Origin of the sequence: Bradyrhizobium sp. JR4.3 (assembly GCF_040547695.1) — a bacterium.
Lineage (GTDB): Bacteria > Pseudomonadota > Alphaproteobacteria > Rhizobiales > Xanthobacteraceae > Bradyrhizobium > Bradyrhizobium canariense.
The window spans coordinates 282,454-303,694 of the sequence record NZ_JBEPQF010000008.1 but is presented as its reverse complement, the minus strand read 5'-3'; the positions used below and the strand labels follow the sequence as shown (position 1 = coordinate 303,694).

The window sequence follows — 21,241 nt, the reverse complement described above, 5'->3', positions numbered from 1 at the left end:
TTGCCCCACCTGCCGATATGCCATCCCCAGATCCTCTTCAGATGTCTCTTAGAGAATCGCAGATTCGCGATTTACGCAAAGCCCTCGCTTGCGGGAGAGGGTAGGGGAGAGGGTGTCTCTGCAATGGGGCACTCCCAACGTGGAGAGAACCCTCACCCGTCGCGCGGGACGATGCTTCGCATCGCCCGGACGCGCCGACCTCTCCCGCAAGCAAGCGGGTGAGGCTCAGACCGAATTCGCGGCGAGATCAAACTTCGCCAATCGCACTGGATCCCGGCTAGATCTGGTTGTTCTCCGGCGCGATCCCGAGCCGCCGGACGATCTCCGTCCCCACGGCCCGGGCCTCTGGCCTTGACCCGATGCGAGGGCTGCGAAACCGTCGTCCCGACTGCAATCGGATCACGACGATGCAGTGCTCGTCCTCGGAGCGGCCGCGGCGCTCGACCGTGATCGACTTCACGTCGCGACCCGCGACATGGTCGGCGCGCAACGTGCCGTCGCCCCACAGGCGTTCGATGCGGATATCGCCTTGGCGGATGATCCAGAAAGCGCCGGTCACAAGGTTGGCATAACGGGACACGCCGAAAGCGGCGATCGCGCCGACCGGCAGCAGCATGATGTCGACCGGCCCGGGCGACAGGCCACGCCAGAGCCTGTAGGCGTAGGGAACGGCGCATAATGCGACGACGATCAGCGCGAAGATCCTGATGTCCCTCTTGGAAAACGGCTCGAGGGGGTCGCCGAGACGCATCTCGGGATTGCTGGCATCGAGCGGGTTGACCGGAGACTCGACGTCGGGAACGTCGAATTGCGCGGCGATCCGCGCCACCGTGTCGTGCACATGGGTGACATCGGCGATCGGTGGCGATGTCAGGCGTTCTCCGGAGGCCAAGGTGAAGGCGAGCTGGAAGCGGGCTTTCGCCCTCTTGCTGCCGGGAACCTGCAATCCCCTGATGTCATCTTTGCCGACGATCCGCGTCTTCAGTTTCCCGAACGGGCGCTGCTCCCCGATCAGGATCTCGTCCGGCGTGATGATCCACACCACCGCCGGCGCCAGCATGATGATGCCGACGAACGCCGCTCCCACCAGCAGCGCGACCACGGAGATGATCACCTCCAGGACGTCATGTGTGAACAGGCCCGGCGTGAAGCACAGCGCAACGGCGGCCGCAAAGCCGGCCATGACCAGCCGCTGCGCGATCGAGGCGCCTTCGCGAAGGCGAATGTCAGGGCTGCTGGTGGCGTCGTCCATCGCGGGCGGCTGATTGCGTGGCCCGCGAAACTCCACGGACGGGTCCGTGGAGTCAAGCAACAAGGGCGCGACCCGCGCCGGGTGTCAGCTATTGGCGTTCAGCAGCTTTGCCACGGTGCGGTCGATCTCGTCATAGCGGCCCTCGCCCGCGTGCTGGAACACGATCTTGCCGTTCTGGTCGATGATGTATTGCGCCGGCCAATACTGGTTGCTGTAGGCGTTCCAGGTCCTGGAATCATTGTCCTGCGCCACCGGATAGGTGATGCCGTGCCGCTTCAGCGCCGCCTGGACATTGGACGCCGAGCGCTCGAACGGGAATTCCGGCGTGTGCACGCCGACGACCACGAGACCCCGGTCCTTGTACTTGGCGTAGAGCTCGGTGACGTGCGGCAGCGTGTTGACGCAGTTGACGCAGCCATAGGTCCAGAAGTCCACCAGCACGACCTTGCCGCGGAGGTCGGCGAGGCTGAGCGGCTTCGAGTTGAACCAGTTGTTGATGCCGGTGAAGTCGGGCGCAGTCTGCTGGCTTGCGGCAGCGGTGACGACAGGGACAGCGCGCGCGGCCTCGCCGCAGATGCCGGGGATGACAGCGCCTGTTACGGCGATGCCGATCAGTGCGGCGGAGACGGCGAGCAGTTTGAAAGTCATGGACGAGTCCTCCGGTTGAGATGCGCGATGATCACAGGCCGATCTGGCCGGTGGGATAGAAGCCGGTGAGCCACGCCACGATCAGCGTGTCGTATTGGAAATAGGCGGCGAGCGCGAAACCGATCACGACGACGCCAAAGCCCTGCTGCAGCCGCGGCGAGATGCGCGCGAGGCTGCGCACCCGCGTCGTCGCGGCCTGCCCGCCATAGGCAATCGCCAGCATCGGGATCGCCGCGCCGATCGCGTAGGCGATCAGCAGCGTGCCGGCCCAGCCAAAATTCTTCGTCGTCGCGACCAGCGTCAGGATCGAGCCGAGCACCGGGCCGGCGCAGGGCGTCCAGACCAGGCCAAGCGTGGTGCCGAGCACGAGTCCGCCGAGCGCGCCCTCGCGCTGCGTGGCGCTGGAGTTGCCGAGATCGAGCCAGCCGTTGAGCCGGATCGACAGCCATTCGAACGGCGCCGGCCACAGCATCAACAGGCCGAAGCCGAGCAGCAGGATCGATGCCGCCTCGCGCAGCACATTCGGATCGAAATCGAATGCCCGCGTGATCGCGCCGAGCAACAGCGCGGTCGCGGAGAACGAGATGACGAAGCCGAGCGCGATCATCGCGGGCCGCAAATGCGAGCTGCGGCCGATCGAGGCGCCGAGCAGGATCGGCAGCATCGGCAGCGTGCACGGCGCGGCGATGGTGAGGATGCCGGCGAGGACAGCGAAGAGAAGTTCGAGCATCAGGGCACTCGTGATGGGGGTCACGAGGATGGTTCGGCGGTGATGGGCAGATTGTTACGAGTGTCACGTGCTCGTGACGGAGGAGGTGCCGGCCAAGGGCGGCGGTGCGTTCCCTCCCCCCTTGTGGGGGAGGGTTAGGGAGGGGGGTAGCCCAGCAAATGGTCTATCCGTCTGGCATCATGCCGCGCGTACAAGTCGAGAGAGTCCCCGTGTGGGCCCCTCTCCCTGCCCCTCCCCACAACAAGGGGGAGGGAAGGAGAGAGACCGCCCGCCTCACTCAAGCGCACCGCCGCAGCAGTCTGCCCCAAACACAAAACGACCCGGAGGGGGGCATCCCGTCCGGGTCGTTGGAGGTCTTGGGAGGTTTAACGAAACCGTATGTGAGCTTTATAGGAGGGAAGTTTTTCCGCCTGATGTTGTGCTTTGTTTCAATTGTTTCGTCGGCGGTAACACTTCCGTGTCCGGGACAGGGCCAAAGCAGATGTCCTATCCCATTGAAATATCTAAACTTCAGGCGGCGAAGCGCTCGACGCCACAGCCCTTGAGCAATTCGGCGAGTTGCTTGCGGGCGTAGAACATCCGGGTCTTCACCGTGCTCTGCGGGATGCCGATGATCTGTCCGACCTCCTCCACCGACTTCTCGTGGTAGTAGACAAGCGTGATGATCTCGCGATGGGCGGGCGACAGCTTCTGAACGCAGGCGCGCAGGATGGCGCTGGTGTCGCTGCGATCGAGCGAGGTCTCCGGCGTGTCGCAACCATCGGCGATCTGGCGCACGTCTTCCTGGTCGATGTCCTCGAAGCGACGCTGGCGCATCGCGGTCAGCGCCTTGAAGCGGGCGATCGAGAGCAGCCAGGTCGAAACCTGCGACCGGCCCTGGAATTGGCCAGCGGTCCGCCACACGTCCAGAAACACCTGACTGACGAGGTCTTCCGCCGTGGTGGCGTCGCGCACGATCCGCAGGATGAAGCGGTAGACGCGCACATTGTGCCGGCAATAAAGGATGTGCATGGACGTCCGGTTGCCGTCGGCAATGCTTTCGAGAAGCATGTCGTCCGAGGTCGCCTGAGCGGCAATGATGCTCTGGCTGGCTTGGGCGTTGATGGCGATCACGTTCGGCATTGACTTGGCTCCCCGTAGCGCCGCAACCGAGCGGCGTTTCCTTCGACCAAAGTGTTAATGAGCCAACGTTTCGGGACGTCTGCACGAAAAGGGGAAAATGGTTTCGTGCGCCGCCAAATTGTTTCGTCGGATTAGTCGCGACGAAACATTCGGGGCAAAAAAGCGTGGAATTTCAATGTACGGAAAATACGGGGTGGGATGAGGCGACAAGCGGAGGCGCCGGGAACGTATTTCGGGCTTTTGCGTTCGCGCTCCCGTGTCGTCCTGGACAAGCGAGCGGAGCGAGCGCTGATCCAGGACCCATTACCCCAGGGAGGAGTTTGACGACGACTGTGGATCACCAGCCGTCTCCCAAATTACCCGTCGGGATAATGGCTCCTGGCCTTCGCCAGGACGACAATGGGGCCGCTACGCCTTCTCGCCCGCCGGCGAGAACAGATAGCCGCCGCCGCGGATGGTGCGGATCACGGCGGGTTTTGCCGGATCGGGCTCGATCTTGCGGCGGATGCGCATGATGCGCAGATCGACGGCGCGGTCGAAGGCTTCGGCGTCGCGCGCGTTGGCCAATTCCAGCAGGCGCTCGCGCGACAGCACGCGCTTCGGATTGGCCGCGAACACTTTCAAGAGCCCGAACTCGGATGCTGTCAGCGGGTGCTCGTTGCCCTCGTCGTCGCGCAAGGCCTGCGCTTCGAGATCGAGCCACTTGGTCCCGAACCGCACCAATTGCTCCTTGTCCGATTTCGCAGCCGCCGTTTCCGCCACGGCTTTCGCCGGTGCGCTCCGGCGCAGCACCGAGCGGATGCGCGCCATCAGCTCACGCAGCTCGCACGGCTTGGCCACGTAATCGTCGGCGCCGAGTTCGAGGCCGACGACGCGGTCGATCGGGCTTGCCGTCGCCGTCAGCATGATCACCGGCACGTTGATGCGGCTCTTGAGGTCGCGGATGATCGAGAGCCCGTCTTCCTCCGGCATGTTGAGGTCGAGCACGACGAGGTCAGGCATGCTGCCGTCGATCGCCGTGCGCAAGGACTTGCCGCCGTCGCACAGCGTCACGGTGAAGCCGTGCATCTTGAGGTAATCGCCGACCATCTCCCGGGCCGGGGCCTCGTCGTCGACGATCATGATGTGCTGGCTTTGGGTCATGGTCCTGAGATCACGGAATTTCGGTCGCGGGGAGGGTGATGGTGAAGGTCGAGCCCTTGCCGGGGCCCTCGCTCTCGGCGGTCACCTCGCCGCCGTGCATGTCGATAATACGCTTGACGATGGACAACCCAAGCCCGGTCGAGCTCTCACCGGCGGTCGGTTTTGCCGACAGCCGCTGGAACCGGCCGAACAGGCGGCCGAGATCCTCCGGCGACAGGCCGGCGCCCTCGTCGCTGACGCGGACGATGGTGTCGCCGCCCTCATGGCTCACGATGACGCCGATCTTGCCGCCGATCGGTGAGTATTTGATGGCGTTGCTGATCAGATTGTCGATCGCCTCGCGGATGCGGTCGGTGTCGCACATGGTGACGATGTTGACGGGCGCGGTGACGCTGATCGCCTGCTGCTTGTTGACGGCGAGCGGCTGGTTGGCCTCGGCGACCTCCTTGACCAGGGCCGCGACGTCGACGGGCTCGCGGCGGATGGTGATGTCGAAGGCATCGGCCATCGCGTCCGAGATCAGATGATCGACCATCGTGGTCAGGCGCTTGGTGGCATCGCGGATGTGATCGACCTGGGCCACCACGCCGCTTGACGACGCGCCGGTCGAGATCAGCTCCTTCAGCATCTCGGTGCGGCCGAGGATGACGCCGAGGGGATTCTTCAGATCGTGAGCAACGGTGCCGAGAATTTCGTTCTTGAAGCCGTTGGCGCGCTGCAGCCGCAGCCATTGCGCCGAGAGGCGGCGGTTGGCCTGCATCAGCGCGCGGGTGCGCTGGGCGACGCGGTCTTCCAGCTGGGTGTTGGCGGCCTGGAGCTGCTGGTAGAGGATGACGTTGTCGAAGGCGATCGAGAGCCGGCTGGAGAAGATCTCGACCAGCGAGCGGTCGGTCTCGGACAGCTCGCGCTCGGCCTGCAGCAGCACCACGACCTCGCGTCCGCTTCCGGTGCGCAAATAGATCACGCTGCGGTGGTCGGCGAATTCGTTCTTGCGGCCCTGGAAAGCGGCTTCCACCATTGCGCGCAGATCGGGGTCGAGCGCCTTCGACGACGTCGTGCCGATGAAGCGGCTGTAGCAGCCGCTGCCGGCGAGCACCGAGAGCTCGGGGTCGATGCCGCCATTGTCGCGCAAGACCAGGATGCCGGCGCAATCGACGTTGAGCAGCGAGGCGAGCTGGGTCAGCACGCCCTCGGCGAGCCGTTGCATCGACTTGAAGTCGTACAGCGTGGAAGCCGCGTCGATGATGATCTCGAGCCCGCGCCGAGTTTGCAGCATGCGCTCGAGCTGCTGGTAGGAGCGCAGCGCCGCGGTCAGCGATGTGAACAGCTTGTCGGCGGTGAGCTCGGTCTTGGCCTTGTAGTCGTTGATGTCGTACTGCACGATCACGCGCCGCTCGGGCGCCTGGCCGGGCTGTCCGGTGCGCAGGATGATGCGCACGGTCTCGTTCTTGAGCTCGTTGCGGATGTACTCGACCAGCTCGAGTCCGGCGACATCAGTCTCCATGATGACGTCGAGCAGCACGGCGGCGATGTCGCTGTGCGCGGCCATCAGCTTGCGACCTTCGGCCGCGGAATGGGCGGAGAGGATCTCCAGGCCCTGGCCGTTGAGGTTGTAGTCGGACAGCGCGAAGCGCGTGCCGTCATGCACGGCCGGATCGTCGTCGATGACGGCGATCTTCCATTTCCGGGCGTCAACATCCTCCGATGCGGTACCGGTGTCGTCGATCAGGTGGAGGACATCGTCCTGTTCGGCCATTGAGAAGTCCCGTCAGTCTCTGTGCTTTGCCCGCCGCCCCTGGCGACCCGCGGCATGATAATGCGAAATGTGGTGCCTTGTCCCAGCTTGGATTCCAGCATCATGCGACCGCCGAGCTGCTGGGTGACGAGGTTATAGACGATATGGAGGCCGAGTCCCGTGCCACCTTCATTGCGCCTGGTGGTAAAGAATGGGTCAAAGGCCTGGCGCTGCACGTCGGAGGTCATGCCGGCCCCGTCATCGGTGAAGATGATCTCGACGTCGTCGGCCCCGCGCGGCCGCGCCGAGATCGTGATCGTGCCGGCGCGGCCGTCGGCAAAGGCGTGGTTGGCGGCGTTGAGGAACAAATTGGTCAGGATCTGGCCGTAGGAGCCGGGATAGCCGTCGAGCAGCAGTCCCTCGGGCATGTCGACATGGAGCGTGATCGGCGACCGCTTCAGCACAGGGCGCAGGCTCGCGATGATCTGGTCGGTGGCTTCGCTGAGTGAGAACTGCCGCCGTTCGGCATGGGAGCGGTCGACCGCGACCTGCTTGAACGACTGGATCAGTTCGCCGGCGCGCTGCAAATTGGCGACGAGCTGCTGCGAGGCGTCGCGTGAGGACTGCACGAATTCTTCCAGCTGCGAGCGGCGCAGGCCGCCTTCGCCCTTGAGCTGGGCCTCGAAGATCTCGGTGCGCCGGGCAAAACTCGACGCAACGGTGAGGCTGATGCCGATCGGGTTGTTGACCTCGTGCGCGACGCCGGCGACGAGGCCGCCGAGGGCGGCGAGCCTCTCGGCATCGATCAGATTCTGCTGTGCGGCGTTGAGCTCGAGTAGCGCGCTTTCGGCCTTCTCCTTGGACGCGCGCAGCTCGTCCTCGGTCTGACGCTTCGCGATCGCGTTCTCGCGGAACACTTCCACCGCGCGCGCCATGGCGCCCACTTCGTCACGCGCACGCGTGCCCTGCACCTCGCGGCCGAGGTCGCCGAGCGTGATCGCGCGCATCGCCGCCATGATCTGCTGCAGCGGCAGCCGGATCGACAGCGCGATCAGCACGCCGGCGGTGAGGATGATGCCGAGGAAGATCACGGCGATGGAGAGAACGCGACGGGAAATGTCCGCCAGCGTGCGGTCGAACGTCTCCTGCGCCTTCTGCTCGCGCTGGCGCATCTTGGTGGAGAGATCGTCGATGGCGCCGATCGCCTCGGCCTGGTTGGCGTCGATGGTGTTGCGCAGCAGCTCGGTACGGTTCGTGAGCTGCTCGGAGAGCTTTGCAAAGCCTTCGCGCAGCGCGGCGGTCCGGGCCGCGAGTCGTCGCAGCGCCATGCGCTGGAGGTCGTTGTCGGCGAGATCGATCATCACGGGGATGGTCTTCTCGATCGTCTCGGTGTTGCGGCGGGCGTCGTCGGCCGCACCCGATGACAGCGACAGATAGTAGGAATTGGCCGCGACCAGCATCGCGGTGAAGGCCTCGCGCGACTTGCCGAGCGAAGGCCAGATCAGCGCGTCGCGATGGCCGGTGGCGCCTTCGATGATGGAGTAGAGCCCGGCCATGTCTCTGGCCGGTCCCTGCACCTGATCCTCATAGGTTTTGGCGATGGTGGCCTGCACGCCGCGCAGCTCGCCGAAGCCGTTGAGGAAGCGGTCGGTGGTGCGCTCCAGCTCCTCGACCGAGCCCGACAGCATCGGGTCCTTGGCGGCGCGGTCGGTCAGCGTCCCCAGCACCGCCTCGCGCAGCAGCAGGATCTCGGCGAACAGATCGGAGCTCGGCTGGTTGATGTAGCGGTGGATCAGATTGTGCAGCCGCCCGGTCTCGCTTTCGAGCAGCGCCAGGATCCGGTCGGACTCGCGCACCTGGCGCACGTCGTCCCAGGCCGAGCCGAGCACCTGCGAGCCGTTCCAGATCAGCCCGACCAGCACGATGACCACGGCGGAGTTCAGCGCCGCGATCGACAGGATGCGCCAGCGGATCGGCACCGCCCGGAGCACGCCGACCAGCCGCGCGCGCAGCCGCCCCATCGGGCCGGGCGACCTGTCTGCATGCTCGCTGTGTCCAAGCCCGGGCAAGTGGCCTCACTCCACCTTGCGAATGCGTTCGATCAGCGCGGCCGCGACCGGATCCTGCCCGGCCTTGGCGTAGATCGCGACCATCGCGTCCTCGAACGGCTTGCGGTCGATATCCCTGACGATGGTGACGCCCGCTGCTTCCGCCTTGCGCTGCGACTGCTCCTCGAGGTCGCGCCATTTCTCGCGCATGAAGCGGCTGGAGCGCTGCGCGGCTTCCCTGAAGATGGTCTGGTCGTCGACTGAGAGGCTTTTCCAGGCCTTCAGCGAGATCACCAGCACTTCGGGGCTCATCGTGTGCTCCGTGAGCGCGAGATAGCCGGCATGCTTGTAATGGTCCGTCGTCACGTAGGAGGGCCAGTTGTTCTCGGCACCGTCGATCAGATGGTTGGCAAGCTCGGCAAGCACCTGCCCATAGGGCATCTCGACCGGCTCCGCGCCGAGCGCGCGGATCATCTGGCTCATCAACTCCGACTGCTGCACCCGGATCCGCAACCCCTTGAGGTCCGCGACACTCCGCACAGGCCGGGCGCCGTTGTAGATCGACCGCGCGCCGGAATCGTAGAACGCGAGGCCGACGAAGCCATAGGGCTCGAAGCTGCCGAGGATCTCGCCGCCGATCGGTCCGTCCAGCACCTTCTGCATGTGCTCGATGGACCGGAACAGGAACGGCATCGCCAGCACGTTCATCGCCGGGACGAAGTTGCCGATCAGCGCCACATTGCTCCGGTTGAGATCGATCGCGCCGACCCGGGTCTGCTCGATGGTCTCCTTCTCCTCGCCGAGCTGGCGGGAGTGAAACACCTTGACCTCGTGCCGGCCGCCGCTGCGCTCGGCGATCAGGGCGCCCATGTAGCGCAGCGCCTGCACGGTCGGATAATCCTCGGTCTGGGTGTCGGCTGCGCGGAATTCGCGCGCAACGGCTCCCGTCGCGCAGATGGCGATCAGAAGCGCGACGAAAACCACCCCGGTCCGCTTGCGTTCGGCACGGTTCAACACTGGCACACTCAACCCCTCAGTGGTGGAGTCTATGGCGGGAGGAAAAGGTTCAATGCAATCTAGCAGATGGTCGTGGGAAGGCCATCCCGCCCGGCACTGCTGCGTGATTGTGCGGCGCGGCCGGGGCTCATTCCCGGTTGAAACCGCAAATGCCGCGCCTTAAGCAGGGACAGCCGCTTTCGTCGTGCGGCATGGAAAGAGCCATCGTGACTTCAGCATCGCGCCTTTTGCAGGTCGTCGCCGCCTTTGCGGTCCTCTCATTGGCCGCGCCGGTGCGTGCCGCGACCGACATCGCGTGGTGGCACGCCATGTCCGGCGAGCTCGGCCGGCAACTGGAAAAGCTCGCCTCCGACTTCAACGCCTCGCAGCCGGACTATCGCGTGGTGCCGACCTACAAGGGCAATTACACCGAGACGGTGACGGCCGCGATCTTCGCCTTCCGCTCGCGCAGCCAGCCCGCGATCGTCCAGGTCAACGAGGTCGCCACCGCCACCATGACCGCGGCCAAGGGCGCGATCTATCCCGTGTTCAGCCTGATGCGCGACATGGGCGAGCCGTTCTCGCTCAGCGATTACCTTCCCGCCGTCTCCGGCTATTACACCGATGCGGCCGGCAATCTGTTGTCCTTCCCGTTCAATTCGTCGACGCCGATCCTCTATTACAACAAGACCATGTTCCGCGACGCGGGCCTCGACCCGGAGGCGCCGCCGAAGACCTGGCCGGAGCTCGGTGCTGCTGCGAAACGCCTGCGCGATCGCGGCGCGGCGTGCGGCTTCACCACGTCCTGGCCGTCCTGGATCCATGTCGAGAATTTTTCGGCGTTTCACAATCTGCCGCTGGCGACGCGGACCAACGGCTTTGCCGCGCTCGATGCGGAGTTGACCATCAACAATCCGTCTCTGGTGCGTCATGTCGCCGAGCTCAGCGAGTGGCAGAAGACCAAAGTATTCGATTATAGCGGCCGCGGCCAGTCGGCCGAGCCGCGCTTCCAGAACGGCGAATGCGGCATCTTCATCGGCTCCTCGGCCACGCGCGCCGACATCAAGGCGAATTCGAAGTTCGAGATCGGCTACGGCCTGATGCCGTATTGGCCCGACGTGAAGGGCGCGCCGCAGAATTCGATCATCGGCGGCGCCACACTTTGGGTGCTGCGCGACCGGCCGCGCGAGGAATACAAGGGCGTGGCGCGATTTTTCGCCTATCTGTCGCAGCCCGGCGTGCAGGCCGCCTGGCACCAGAACACCGGCTATCTGCCTGTGACGCGCGCGGCCTTCGAGCTGACGCGCGCGCAAGGTTTTTACGAGCGCAATCCCGGCTCGGCGATCTCGTTCGAGGAGATCACGCTGCATCCGCCGACGGAGAATTCGAAAGGCATCCGGCTCGGCTCCTTCGTGCTGATCCGCGGCGCGATCGAGGACGAGCTGGAGCAGGCCTTTGCCGGCCGTAAGAGCGCGCAAGCCGCGCTCGATGCCGCGGTCGAGCGCGGCAACAAAATCCTGCGCCAGTTCGAGCGCGCCAGCCCGGATCGGTAATGCTGGTGATGTCAGGCTTCTGCTCCAGAAGCGAGCGAGGTGCGCTCCCTCCCCCGCCTGCGGGGGAGGGTTGGGGAGAGGGTGTCTCCTCAACGGGACAATCCCCTAGAGGACAGAGCCCTCACCCGCCGCTGCGCGTCGACCTCTCCCGCAAGCGGGCGAGGTGCACCGCGTCCTGGGTCGGCACCGGATCAACTCAAGCCTGTCCTGCGTGAGCGCATGCGGATGACAAATGGTCCATCGGATCAGCTCCCCCACTTTGCCGACGCCGAGAGCTTTCGCGCCTTTCGCGCCGACCCTCCGCGATGGCTGCCGATCGCGCTCGACATCGCCCGCAGCCACGATCTCGATGTCAGCGCGCCGCACGTCTTTGCCACCGGCACCAATCTCGTGGTCGGGCTCGGCGATCGCTTGATCCTCAAAATCTTCCCGCCGCTGCTCCGCGCGCAATTCGTCTCCGAGCGCGGCTCGCTGGCCCAGCTTGCCGGCCGCCTTGACCTGCCGATCCCCGAGATCGTCGCCGAAGGCGAGCGCGACGGCTGGCCTTATCTCGTCGTCACACGCCTTGCCGGCACGCTTGGTTCGGAGGCCTGGCCGCAATTACCTGAAGCGCAGAAGGAGCGCGTGCTGCGCCAGATCGGCGAGACCATCGCGTCCGTGCAGCGTGCGCCGCTCGGCCCGCTCGCGCAGATCCAGCCGCGCTGGGACGACTTCGTGCGCGTCCAGATGCAGGGCTGCAAGGCGCGGCACACGCGTCTCGGTCTTGCGCCGAAATTCCTCGCCGGCCTCGACGATCTCCTGCGTGACGCGGCCGCGCTCATTCCGACGGATGCGCCGCCGGTGATCCTGATCGGCGAATACATTCCGGAGAACTTCCTGCTCGCCTGCGACGACGGCCAATGGTCGCTGGCCGGGCTCTTCGACTTCGGCGACGTGCTGGCGGGATGGCGCGACTACGATCTGCTCGGCCCCAGCGCCTTCATGGCAGCGGGCCGGCCGGGGAGGGTGCGCAGCCTGCTCGAAGGCTTTGGCTACGCCAAGCCCGACTTCGCGCTCAAGCGCCGCCTGATGGCGCTGATGCTGCTGCATCGCGCCAGCGACCTCAACAGCCACATCTGCATCGAGGGCTGGCAGGACAAGGCGAACGATCTGGTCGAGCTGCAGGAGCTGATCTGGGCAGAGTAATTCACCGCTGCCGACCTCATCAACGCTGTCGTCCTGGACAAGCGCAGCGCTGATCCAGGACCCCTTACCCCAGGGCGGGGTTTTGCGAAGACTCGTGGTTGCCAGCTTCGCGCCGCAACTTCTCCCTGGGGTAATGGGTTCCTGGCTTTCGCCAGGACGACGGCGGTTCAATAAGCCGCCCGCCAAACAAGCGAAGCTCAATTCAGCTTATTTTATGAGCAAATGCGCATCTTTGTATGCAACGTCCCAAATGATTGGCCCTTGATCGACGGTCCGGTCAATGGCTGTTTCATGTAGATATATCAGCGGCTTATGCCGGTTTAAACTCTCATTAAGCCTTGGCACGAACCTTGCGAATCCAGTTCCAACCAGAAAACTTTGTGTTGGAGCCATTTCATGAAGCGCCGCGATTTCCTCAAGTCCGTTTCCGGATTGGCCGCAGGCGCGGCGCTTCCGGCCATGCCGTCCGTGATCTCGTCGGCCTATGCCGATGCGCGCTCGGAGACGCTGCTGATCGTCTCGGAAGGCGGCCCCAACAATCTCGACATCCACGGCGTCGGCACCAACGTGCCCGGCTACGAGGTGTCCTGGAATTGTTACGATCGCCTGCTCAGCCACGAGATGAAGACCGGCCCCGGCGGCGTGCCCTATTACGACCGCGACAAGTTCAAGGGCGAGCTCGCCGAGGACTTCAAGATCGACGACATGTCGGTCACCTTCAAGCTGAAGAAGAACGCCAAATTCCACGACGGTGCGCCTGTGACCGCCAAGGACGTGAAGTGGTCGCTCGACCGCGCCGTCAGCGTCGGCGGCTTCCCCACCTTCCAGATGAGCGCGGGCTCGCTGACCAAGCCTGAGCAGTTCGTCGTGATCGACGACTACACGGTGCGTATCGACTTCCTGAAAAAGGACAAGCTGACGATCCCCGATCTCGCGGTGATCGTGCCCTGCATCGTCAACTCCGAACTGGTGAAGAAAAATGCCAGCGAAAAGGATCCGTGGGGTCTTGAGTACACCAAGCAGCAGACCGCGGGCTCCGGCGCCTACAAGGTGACGAAGTGGACCGCCGGCACCGAAGTCGTGATGGAGCGCAACGACGATTGGGTCGGCGGCCCGCTGCCGAAGATCAAGCGCGTGATCTGGCGCATGGTGCCGCAGGCCGGCAATCGCCGCGCGCTGCTGGAGCGCGGCGACGCCGACATTTCCTACGAGCTGCCGTTCAAGGACTTTCAGGAGATGAAGGCGAGCGGCAAGCTCAACGTGGTGTCGCTGCCGTTCTCCAACGGCATCCAGTATATCGGCATGAACGTGACCAAGCCGCCGTTCGACAATCCCAAGGTGCGTCAGGCGGTCGCCTACGCGATTCCCTATCAGAAGATCATGGACGCGGTGATGTTCGGGCTGGCGAACCCGATGTTCGGCGCGCCGAAGGACAAGCCCACCGAAGTCGCCTGGCCGCAGCCGCACAAATACAACACCGTCATGGACAAGGCGAAGGCGCTGCTCGCTGAAGCCGGTCATCCCAACGGCTTCGAGACCACGATCTCGTTCGACCTCAACTTCGCGGGCGTCAACGAGCCGCTCTGTGTGCTCGTGCAGGAGAGCCTGGCCCAGATCGGCATCAAGACCACCATCAACAAGGTGCCCGGCGCCAATTGGCGCACCGAGTTGAACAAGAAGGAGATGCCGCTCTTCACCAACGTGTTCTCGGGATGGCTCGATTACCCCGAATACTTCTTCTACTGGTGCTATCACGGCAATAATTCCGTCTTCAACACCATGAGCTACAAGTCGGCGGAGATGGACAAGCTGATCGACGGCGCACGCAATGCTGCCGCGACCGGCGACACCGCGACCTACGACACCGACGTGAAGGGCTTCGTCGACCTCGCCTACAGCGACATCCCGCGCATCCCGCTGTACCAGCCCTTCGTCAACGTCGCGATGCAGAAGAACATCAGCGGTTACCAATACTGGTTCCACCGGAGGCTGGATTACCGCGCGATGGCGAAGGGGTGAGGGCGGATGGCGGGCGCTGTCCTTCAGAGTGAGGTGAGCACGCTCTTCGGGCTCCCTCCCCCCTTGTGGGGTCCGAGGCGAGCGAAGCTCGCTCTCGAGGTTGGGGAGAGGGGTAGCCACAACCTCAGACCTCTCCCGGAGCCACCCCCCTCCCTAGCCCTCCCCCACAAGGGAGGAGGGAACGCAGGGGAGCGCGTTGCGCGATCTCATTTCAAAGCGAAGCGCGAGAGGACATCATCATGCTGACCATGATCGGCAAGCGCCTGATGTTCGCGATTCCCTCGTTGATCGGGGTCGTCATCGTCACCTTCCTGCTGACCCGCGCGCTGCCGGGTGATCCCGCCGCGTATTTCGCAGGCCCCGCCGCGACGAAGGAAGCCGTCGAGCAGATCCGCAAGAAGCTCGGCCTCGACAAGCCGCTGATCGAACAGTTCTTCCGCTACACCAACGATCTCGCCCATGGCGATTTCGGCAATTCGCTCACGACCGGCCAGCCGGTCGCGGCCGAGATCCGCAACCGCCTGCCGGCCTCCGCCGAGTTGACGCTGCTCGGTCTCATCGTCTCGATCGTGATTGCGATTCCGCTCGGCGTGCTGGCGGCGACGCGACCGGGATCGTGGGTCGATCATCTCTGTCGTGTGACGACGACCGCCGGCGTCTCGTTACCGGTGTTCTTCACAGGTCTCGTGCTGGTCTATGTCTTCTATTTCCGGCTCGGCTGGTCGCCCGCGCCGCTCGGCCGGCTCGATGTGTTCTACAGCGCGCCGCCGACGGTGACTGGCTTCTATCTGATCGACACCCTGATCGCGCGCGACTTCGAGGCGTTCCGTTCCGCATGCAGCCAGCTCATCCTGCCGGCGACGACGCTTGCGATCTTCTCGCTGGCGCCGATCGCGCGCATGACGCGCGCCTCGATGCTGGCGGTGCTGTCGTCGGAGTTCGTGCGCACCGCGCGCGCCAGCGGCCTGTCGCCGGCGACCGTCATCGTCACCTACGCCTTCCGCAACGCGATGCTCCCCGTCATCACCACGCTGAGCATGGTGTTCTCGTTCCTGCTCGGCGCCAACGTGCTGGTGGAGAAGGTGTTCGCCTGGCCCGGCATCGGCTCCTATGCGGTCGAAGCGCTGATCTCGTCGGACTTCGCGCCGGTGCAGGGTTTCGTACTGACCATGGCGGTCATGTACGTGCTGCTCAATCTCGTGATCGACATTCTCTATGGCGTGATCGATCCACGCGTGCGCTTGGAGGGCTAATCATGAGCACCGTTGCGCCTGCTGTTGAACCTGTCGGTCCCGCGCGGACCTCAGGGTTCGTCGCGCTCCTCGAACAGACCCGCTACGTGCTCGGCGAGAACAAGGTCACGGGATTTGCTTTCGGGCTGCTGATCGTGATCCTCCTTGCCGCGATCTTCGGCCCGTATGTGGTGCCGTATGACCCGCTGGCGTCCGACACCGCGGCGTCGCTGAAGCCACCCTCGGCCGCGCACTGGTTCGGCACCGACCAATTGGGCCGCGACATCTTCAGCCGGGTCGTGGTGGCGACGCGGCTCGATACATTCATCGCGGTCGCCTCCGTCGTGCTGGTGTTTTTGATGGGCGGGCTCGCCGGCATCGCAGCCGGCTATTTCGGCGGATGGACCGATCGCATCGTCGGCCGCATCGCCGACACCATCATGGCGTTCCCGCTGTTCGTGCTCGCCATGGGCATCGTCGCCGCGCTCGGCAACACCGTGCAGAACATCATCCTGGCCACGGCAATCGTGAACTTTCCGCTCTATGCCCGCGTCGCGCGCGCCGAAGCCAATGTCCGCCGCAACGCCGGCTTCGTGCAGGCCGCGCGGCTGTCCGGCAACGGCGAATTCCGCATTCTCCTCGTGCATATCCTGCCAAACATCATGCCGATCATGATCGTGCAGATGTCGCTGACCATGGGCTATGCCATCCTCAATGCCGCCGGTCTCTCGTTCATCGGCCTCGGCGTCCGTCCGCCGACGGCGGAATGGGGCATCATGGTCGCCGAAGGTGCCGGCTTCATGGTGTCAGGCGAATGGTGGATCGCGCTATTTCCGGGCCTCGCTCTGATGATCGCCGTGTTCTGCTTCAACCTCCTCGGCGACGGCCTGCGCGACATCGTCGACCCCCAGCGGAGGACGTGATGGCTGGATTCCGCGCAAATTTTCGCTCAAAATTCTCCAATGATTTCAATCCCGTTCTACTGTGCATGGGGTTGTTTTCGATGTTTTTGTTTGGGAGGCATCCATGACCGCCCAGCCCCTGCTCGACGTCCAGGACCTCACCGTCGAATTCACCACCCGCCGCGGCATCGTCAAAGCCGTCCAGCACGTCAACATCTCCGTCGCCAAGGGCGAGACGCTGGCGATCGTCGGCGAGTCCGGCTCCGGCAAATCGGTGACCTCCTATGCCGTGATGCGCATTCTCGATCGTGCAGGGCGGATCGCCGAGGGCTCGGTGATGTTCTCGGGCATCGACGTGAAGGCCGCGACCGAAGACCAGATGCGCGATTTGCGCGGTCGCGAAGTCTCGATGATCTTCCAGAACCCGCGCGCCGCGCTCAACCCGATCCGGAAGGTCGGCGACCAGATCGAAGACGTGCTGCGCACCCATGTCCAGCAGGCCATGGTTTCCGATCGCGGCGAAAAGGCGATCGAGGCGCTGGAACAGGTCAAGATCGCCCGCCCGCGCGAGCGCTATCACGCGTATCCGTTCGAATTGTCCGGCGGCATGTGCCAGCGCGTCGTCATCGCGCTCGCGCTCGCCTGCAATCCGCAGCTGCTGATCGCGGATGAGCCGACGACCGGATTGGACGTCACTACGCAAAAGGCGGTGATGGATCTGATCGTCGAGCTGACCAAGCGCAAGGCGATGTCCACCATCCTGATCACGCATGATCTCGGCCTCGCCGCCGCCTATTGCGACCGCGTCGTGGTGATGGAAAAGGGCCGGGTGGTCGAGACCGCAAAGGCCGCCGACATCTTCGCCAACCCGCAGCACCCCTACACGAAGAAGCTGATGCGCGCGACGCCGCGGCTCGGCGTGAGCCTGCGGGATCTGTTGCCGGAGGAGGAGACTCTTGCCTCTCCCAGCACCGTGCCCGCGGAAGCAGCCCCTCACCCCAACCCTCTCCCCGTGAAGGACGGGGAGAGGGAGAAGACGCCTCTTCTCCTCATCGACAAGCTGGTCAAGGAATATCCCCGCCAGGGCGCGACCGCCACGCTCGGAAAATTGTTCGGCCGCAAGCCGCCGGTCGAGCCGGATGTGTTCCGCGCGGTCGACGGCATCAGCTTCACGGTCGGCCATGGCGAGAGCGTCGGCCTGGTCGGCGAGTCCGGCTGCGGCAAATCGACCACGTCGATGATGGTGATGCGGCTGCTGGACCAGACCTCGGGCCTGATCCAGTTCGACGGCGAGGACATCGGCGCCATCGCGCCCGCCGGCTTTGCCCGGCTGCCGCAGCGCAGCCGCATCCAGATGGTATTCCAGGATCCGACCGACAGCCTCAACCCGCGCTTCACCGCCGTGCGTGCCATCGCCGATCCCATCATGCAGCTTGGCGACATCAGGGGGCGGGACGCGCTCCGCGCCCGCTGCGAGGAGCTCGCCACCATGGTCGGCCTGCCGCACAATCTGCTGGATCGCTTCCCGCACCAATTGTCGGGCGGCCAGAAAGCCCGCGTCGGCATCGCCCGCGCCATTGCCCTGCACCCGAAACTCGTCATCCTGGACGAGCCGACCGCCGCGCTCGACGTCTCGGTCCAGGCCGTGGTTCTCAATCTGCTCCAGGACCTCAAGGCGCGGCTAGGTATGAGTTATCTGTTCGTCTCGCATGATTTGAACGTAGTGCGCTTGCTGTGCGATCGTGTCATTGTCATGCGGTCGGGTCGAATCGTCGAGGAAGGATCTTCCGAGAGGGTCTTGAGCGATCCGCAGGACGATTACACCAAGGAGCTGTTGACGGCGATCCCGCATCCGCCGCTGCAGACACTGGGCGCACACTGAGAGCTTGTTTGGGAGCGTGATGGCCGAACCGCTGGACGATTATATCGACGCTGTTACGAAAGCGTTGGCGTTGCCTGTCGAGGAAGCATGGAGGTCGTCCATTCGCGCCAATCTCGAGGTCTCGCTACGGCTCGGCCGCCTCGTCGACGAATTCGCGCTGCCGGACGAGACCGAGCCGGCGCCCGTCTTCACGGTCTGACGCCGCCATGACGACCAAGCCAGAGATGACGGCCTCCGAGATCGCGAGCGCGGTTGCGGGCCGCAAGATGTCGGCGCTCGATGCGACCGAAGCAGCGCTTGCGCGTATCAAGCAGCACGACACCATCCTCAACGCCTTCACCGACATCACCGCCGATCGCGCCCGCGCCAAAGCGCGCGCGATCGATGCCGACATCGCCGCCGGCAAGACCGTCGGCCCATTGGCCGGCGTGCCCTTCGCGGTCAAGAATTTGTTCGACGTCGCAGGCCTCGCCACGCGCGCAGGCTCGAAGATCAACCGTGATCGCGCACTCGCCACACGCGACGCCACGCTGATCGAGCGGATGGAAGCGGCCGGCGCCGTGCTGGTCGGTGCGCTCAACATGGGCGAATACGCCTACGACTTCACCGGCGAGAACGTCCATGACGGTCCCTCGCGCAATCCGCACGACACCACGCGGATGAGCGGCGGCTCCTCGGGCGGATCCGGCAGCGCCGTCGGCGGCGCGCTGGTGCCGATCGCGCTCGGCTCCGACACCAATGGTTCGATCCGCGTGCCGTCCTCGTTCTGCGGCATCTTCGGCCTGAAGCCGACCTATGGCCGGCTCTCGCGTGCGCGCTCTTTCCCGTTCGTCGCGAGCCTCGATCATCTCGGCCCGTTCGCGCGCTCCGCCACCGATCTCGCGCTGGCCTACGACGCGATGCAGGGGCCGGATGCGGACGACGCCGCCTGCACCACCACACGTGGTCTGGAGCCGACGCTGCCGCTGCTCGCCAATCCGGTTTCGGACCTGCGCATCGCAATCGCCGGCGGGTACTTCCAGCAGAATCTGTTTCCGGAAGCCGTCGAAGCCGTCAGCCGCGTCGCCAAGGCGCTGGGCGCAACGCGCGTGGTGGACGTGCCCGAAGCCGCGCGCGCCCGCGCGGCGGCTTATGTCATCACCACCACCGAAGGCGCCTCGCTGCATCTCGACCGGCTGCGCAAGCGGCCGAACGATTTCGATCCCGCCGTGCGCGACCGGCTGATCGCGGGCGCCATGGTGCCGGCGCCGCTGGTCGACCGCGCGCAAAAATTCCGCCGCTGGTATCGCGCGCAGCTCGCCGAGATTTTCAAATCCGTCGACGTGTTGCTTGCGCCCGCGACGCCATGCACCGCGCCGAAGCTCGGCCAAGTCAATTTCAATCTTGGCGGCGTGGAGCTGCCGGTGCGCGCCAATATCGGCATCCACACCCAGCCGATCTCCTTCATCGGCCTGCCTGTGGTTGCCGTGCCGGTGCCGCTCGAACCGCTGCCGATCGGCGTGCAGATCATCGCCGCGCCATGGCGCGAGGACATCGCGCTGCGCGTCGCATACGCGTTGGAGAAGATGGGCGTCGCCGCCGCGCCCAGCGCAAAAGGATTTTGAGATGGAGATCGATCTCCCCGACGTGATCGCGGACGTCAAAGCCGCGTTCGATCGCTATGAGCAGGCGTTGATCACCAACGACGTCGCGGTGCTCGGCGAGCTCTTCCGCAACGATCCCCGCACGCTGCGTTATGGCATCGGCGAGAATCTCTACGGCTATGAGGCGATCTCCGGATTCCGCGCCGGGCGCTCGCCGGTCGGCCTCAATCGCCGCACCGCGAAAACCGTGATCACCAGCTATGGCCGCGACACGGCGGTCGCCTCCACCCTGTTCTATCGCGACACGATGCCGGGCAAGGTCGGCCGGCAGATGCAGACCTGGGTAAAATTCCCGGAGGGCTGGCGCGTCGTCGCCGCCCATGTCAGCATCATCGACGAGTCGAAAGAGACCTGACCGTATGACGCTTGACGATCTTCCGCCCGGAGCGCTGCCGGCCGATCCGGCGGTGCCGCGTGTCGACCGGGCGTCACCATCAGCGCACAAAATCACGCGCGCCGAGGAGCTGCGCCTGCAGCTCGCTGACGAGATCGTGCGCGGAGCTCTGCCGCCCGGCGCGCCGCTTGACGAGACCGACATCGCGCGCCGCTTCAGCGTCTCACGCACGCCGGTGCGGGAAGCACTGCGCCAGCTCGTCGCGAGCGGCCTCGTCGAAGCGCGCGCCCATCGCGGCGCGGTGGTGGCGCAGCCTTCATTCGAGCGGCTGACGGGCATGTTCGAGGCCATGGCGGAGCTTGAGGCGCTCTGTGCGGGTCTTGCCGCCGAGCGCATGTCCGCCACTGAGCGTCACGGCCTCGAAGCCATCCACGAAGAGCTGCGGGTGTTGAGCTACGCCGGCAATCCCGAGCGCTTCCACGAGGTCAACGAGCGCTTCCACAACGCGATCTATGCCGGGTCGCAGAACGGCTACATCGCCGAGATCACGCTGGCGACGCGCGTGCGCGTGCAGCCGTTTCGTCGCGCCCAGTTCCGCAACCTCGGCCGATTGGCAAAGTCGCAAGCCGAGCACGACCGCGTCGTCGTCGCCATCATGCGCGGCGACAAGCAGGGCGCCGCCGCCGCGATGCGCGCGCATATCGAGCTGGTGCGCGGGGAGTACGAGATCTACGCGGTGTCGGTGTAGGGCCGCGCGCACGGTGCCGTAGGGTGGGCAAAGGCGCAAAGCGCCGTGCCCACCGTCTACCCAAGCTGA

18 protein-coding genes are annotated in these 21,241 nt (G+C 64.9%); 10 read left to right on the top strand and 8 right to left on the bottom strand.

Features of this window, described 5'->3' with window-relative positions; all coding sequences use genetic code 11:
- Positions 1–277 precede the first annotated feature (277 nt).
- From ABIB91_RS16375 to ABIB91_RS16340, 8 genes are all read right to left on the bottom strand, one after another.
- On the bottom strand, positions 278–1,252 hold the full coding sequence (locus tag ABIB91_RS16375; RefSeq protein WP_354162153.1) for a hypothetical protein: 975 nt from the start codon (positions 1,250–1,252) through the stop codon (positions 278–280).
- 84 nt (positions 1,253–1,336) lie between these two features.
- The gene (locus tag ABIB91_RS16370; RefSeq protein WP_354162156.1) at positions 1,337–1,900 is read right to left on the bottom strand and encodes a thioredoxin family protein; all 564 of its coding nucleotides are present in this window, start codon (positions 1,898–1,900) and stop codon (positions 1,337–1,339) included.
- A 31-nt stretch (positions 1,901–1,931) separates the two neighbouring features.
- Positions 1,932–2,630: a cytochrome c biogenesis CcdA family protein gene (locus ABIB91_RS16365; RefSeq protein ID WP_354162158.1), complete on the bottom strand. Its 699-nt coding sequence runs from the start codon at positions 2,628–2,630 to the stop codon at positions 1,932–1,934.
- Between the two features lie 510 nt (positions 2,631–3,140).
- A complete protein-coding gene (locus ABIB91_RS16360; RefSeq protein ID WP_018456005.1) occupies positions 3,141–3,752 on the bottom strand; it encodes a sigma-70 family RNA polymerase sigma factor in 612 nt (203 codons plus the stop codon).
- Between the two features lie 408 nt (positions 3,753–4,160).
- On the bottom strand, positions 4,161–4,895 hold the full coding sequence (locus tag ABIB91_RS16355) for a response regulator (RefSeq protein ID WP_007597984.1): 735 nt from the start codon (positions 4,893–4,895) through the stop codon (positions 4,161–4,163).
- 10 nt (positions 4,896–4,905) lie between these two features.
- Positions 4,906–6,651 (bottom strand): ATP-binding response regulator, encoded by a 1,746-nt coding sequence (locus ABIB91_RS16350; RefSeq protein ID WP_354162162.1) that lies wholly within the window; start codon positions 6,649–6,651, stop codon positions 4,906–4,908.
- The gene (locus ABIB91_RS16345; RefSeq protein ID WP_354162756.1) at positions 6,621–8,651 is read right to left on the bottom strand and encodes a sensor histidine kinase; all 2,031 of its coding nucleotides are present in this window, start codon (positions 8,649–8,651) and stop codon (positions 6,621–6,623) included. The genes ABIB91_RS16350 and ABIB91_RS16345 overlap by 31 nt, the downstream gene beginning before the upstream one ends.
- Before the next feature lie 54 nt (positions 8,652–8,705).
- Complete coding sequence (locus ABIB91_RS16340) at positions 8,706–9,701, bottom strand: TRAP transporter substrate-binding protein (protein WP_354162165.1); 996 nt, start codon at positions 9,699–9,701, stop codon at positions 8,706–8,708.
- Positions 9,702–9,886: 185 nt separating this feature from the next.
- Here ABIB91_RS16340 and ugpB point away from each other — a divergent pair, with 185 nt between their 5' ends.
- The 10 genes from ugpB (at position 9,887) to ABIB91_RS16290 (ending at position 21,172) form a co-directional block, all read left to right on the top strand.
- The gene (gene ugpB / locus ABIB91_RS16335; RefSeq protein ID WP_354162759.1) at positions 9,887–11,227 is read left to right on the top strand and encodes a sn-glycerol-3-phosphate ABC transporter substrate-binding protein UgpB; all 1,341 of its coding nucleotides are present in this window, start codon (positions 9,887–9,889) and stop codon (positions 11,225–11,227) included.
- Positions 11,228–11,452: 225 nt separating this feature from the next.
- On the top strand, positions 11,453–12,412 hold the full coding sequence (locus ABIB91_RS16330; protein ID WP_354162168.1) for an aminoglycoside phosphotransferase family protein: 960 nt from the start codon (positions 11,453–11,455) through the stop codon (positions 12,410–12,412).
- A 396-nt stretch (positions 12,413–12,808) separates the two neighbouring features.
- Entirely contained in the window at positions 12,809–14,431 is a 1,623-nt protein-coding gene (locus ABIB91_RS16325) for an ABC transporter substrate-binding protein (RefSeq protein WP_354162171.1), read from the top strand.
- Positions 14,432–14,670: 239 nt separating this feature from the next.
- Positions 14,671–15,684, top strand: coding sequence for an ABC transporter permease (locus tag ABIB91_RS16320; protein ID WP_007597968.1), 1,014 nt, complete (start codon positions 14,671–14,673; stop codon positions 15,682–15,684).
- A 2-nt stretch (positions 15,685–15,686) separates the two neighbouring features.
- Positions 15,687–16,586, top strand: a complete 900-nt coding sequence (locus tag ABIB91_RS16315) for an ABC transporter permease (RefSeq protein ID WP_354162175.1) — start codon at positions 15,687–15,689, stop codon at positions 16,584–16,586.
- Positions 16,587–16,689: 103 nt separating this feature from the next.
- Positions 16,690–18,447, top strand: coding sequence for a dipeptide ABC transporter ATP-binding protein (locus ABIB91_RS16310; protein WP_354127038.1), 1,758 nt, complete (start codon positions 16,690–16,692; stop codon positions 18,445–18,447).
- 19 nt (positions 18,448–18,466) lie between these two features.
- On the top strand, positions 18,467–18,646 hold the full coding sequence (locus ABIB91_RS16305; RefSeq protein ID WP_007615797.1) for a DUF4089 domain-containing protein: 180 nt from the start codon (positions 18,467–18,469) through the stop codon (positions 18,644–18,646).
- 7 nt (positions 18,647–18,653) lie between these two features.
- On the top strand, positions 18,654–20,051 hold the full coding sequence (locus ABIB91_RS16300) for an AtzE family amidohydrolase (protein WP_354162180.1): 1,398 nt from the start codon (positions 18,654–18,656) through the stop codon (positions 20,049–20,051).
- 1 nt (position 20,052) lies between these two features.
- Entirely contained in the window at positions 20,053–20,445 is a 393-nt protein-coding gene (gene hpxZ / locus ABIB91_RS16295) for an oxalurate catabolism protein HpxZ (protein ID WP_007597958.1), read from the top strand.
- 4 nt (positions 20,446–20,449) lie between these two features.
- The gene (locus tag ABIB91_RS16290) at positions 20,450–21,172 is read left to right on the top strand and encodes a GntR family transcriptional regulator (protein WP_007597956.1); all 723 of its coding nucleotides are present in this window, start codon (positions 20,450–20,452) and stop codon (positions 21,170–21,172) included.
- Positions 21,173–21,241: the final 69 nt, after the last annotated feature.

Bases quoted from the DNA above. Each gene is read 5' to 3' on its own strand.
- ABIB91_RS16355 (WP_007597984.1), bottom strand. From the start codon at position 4,895: ATGACCCAAAGCCAGCACATCATGATCGTCGACGACGAGGCCCCGGCC.
- ABIB91_RS16300 (WP_354162180.1), top strand. From the start codon at position 18,654: ATGACGACCAAGCCAGAGATGACGGCCTCCGAGATCGCGAGCGCGGTT.
- hpxZ (WP_007597958.1), top strand. From the start codon at position 20,053: ATGGAGATCGATCTCCCCGACGTGATCGCGGACGTCAAAGCCGCGTTC.
- ABIB91_RS16350 (WP_354162162.1), bottom strand. From the start codon at position 6,651: ATGGCCGAACAGGACGATGTCCTCCACCTGATCGACGACACCGGTACC.
- ABIB91_RS16325 (WP_354162171.1), top strand. From the start codon at position 12,809: ATGAAGCGCCGCGATTTCCTCAAGTCCGTTTCCGGATTGGCCGCAGGC.
- ABIB91_RS16315 (WP_354162175.1), top strand. From the start codon at position 15,687: ATGAGCACCGTTGCGCCTGCTGTTGAACCTGTCGGTCCCGCGCGGACC.
- ABIB91_RS16365 (WP_354162158.1), bottom strand. From the start codon at position 2,630: ATGCTCGAACTTCTCTTCGCTGTCCTCGCCGGCATCCTCACCATCGCC.
- ugpB (WP_354162759.1), top strand. From the start codon at position 9,887: ATGGAAAGAGCCATCGTGACTTCAGCATCGCGCCTTTTGCAGGTCGTC.
- ABIB91_RS16320 (WP_007597968.1), top strand. From the start codon at position 14,671: ATGCTGACCATGATCGGCAAGCGCCTGATGTTCGCGATTCCCTCGTTG.
- ABIB91_RS16305 (WP_007615797.1), top strand. From the start codon at position 18,467: ATGGCCGAACCGCTGGACGATTATATCGACGCTGTTACGAAAGCGTTG.
- ABIB91_RS16370 (WP_354162156.1), bottom strand. From the start codon at position 1,900: ATGACTTTCAAACTGCTCGCCGTCTCCGCCGCACTGATCGGCATCGCC.
- ABIB91_RS16330 (WP_354162168.1), top strand. From the start codon at position 11,453: ATGACAAATGGTCCATCGGATCAGCTCCCCCACTTTGCCGACGCCGAG.
- ABIB91_RS16375 (WP_354162153.1), bottom strand. From the start codon at position 1,252: ATGGACGACGCCACCAGCAGCCCTGACATTCGCCTTCGCGAAGGCGCC.
- ABIB91_RS16360 (WP_018456005.1), bottom strand. From the start codon at position 3,752: ATGCCGAACGTGATCGCCATCAACGCCCAAGCCAGCCAGAGCATCATT.
- ABIB91_RS16310 (WP_354127038.1), top strand. From the start codon at position 16,690: ATGACCGCCCAGCCCCTGCTCGACGTCCAGGACCTCACCGTCGAATTC.
- ABIB91_RS16290 (WP_007597956.1), top strand. From the start codon at position 20,450: ATGACGCTTGACGATCTTCCGCCCGGAGCGCTGCCGGCCGATCCGGCG.
- ABIB91_RS16345 (WP_354162756.1), bottom strand. From the start codon at position 8,651: ATGGGGCGGCTGCGCGCGCGGCTGGTCGGCGTGCTCCGGGCGGTGCCG.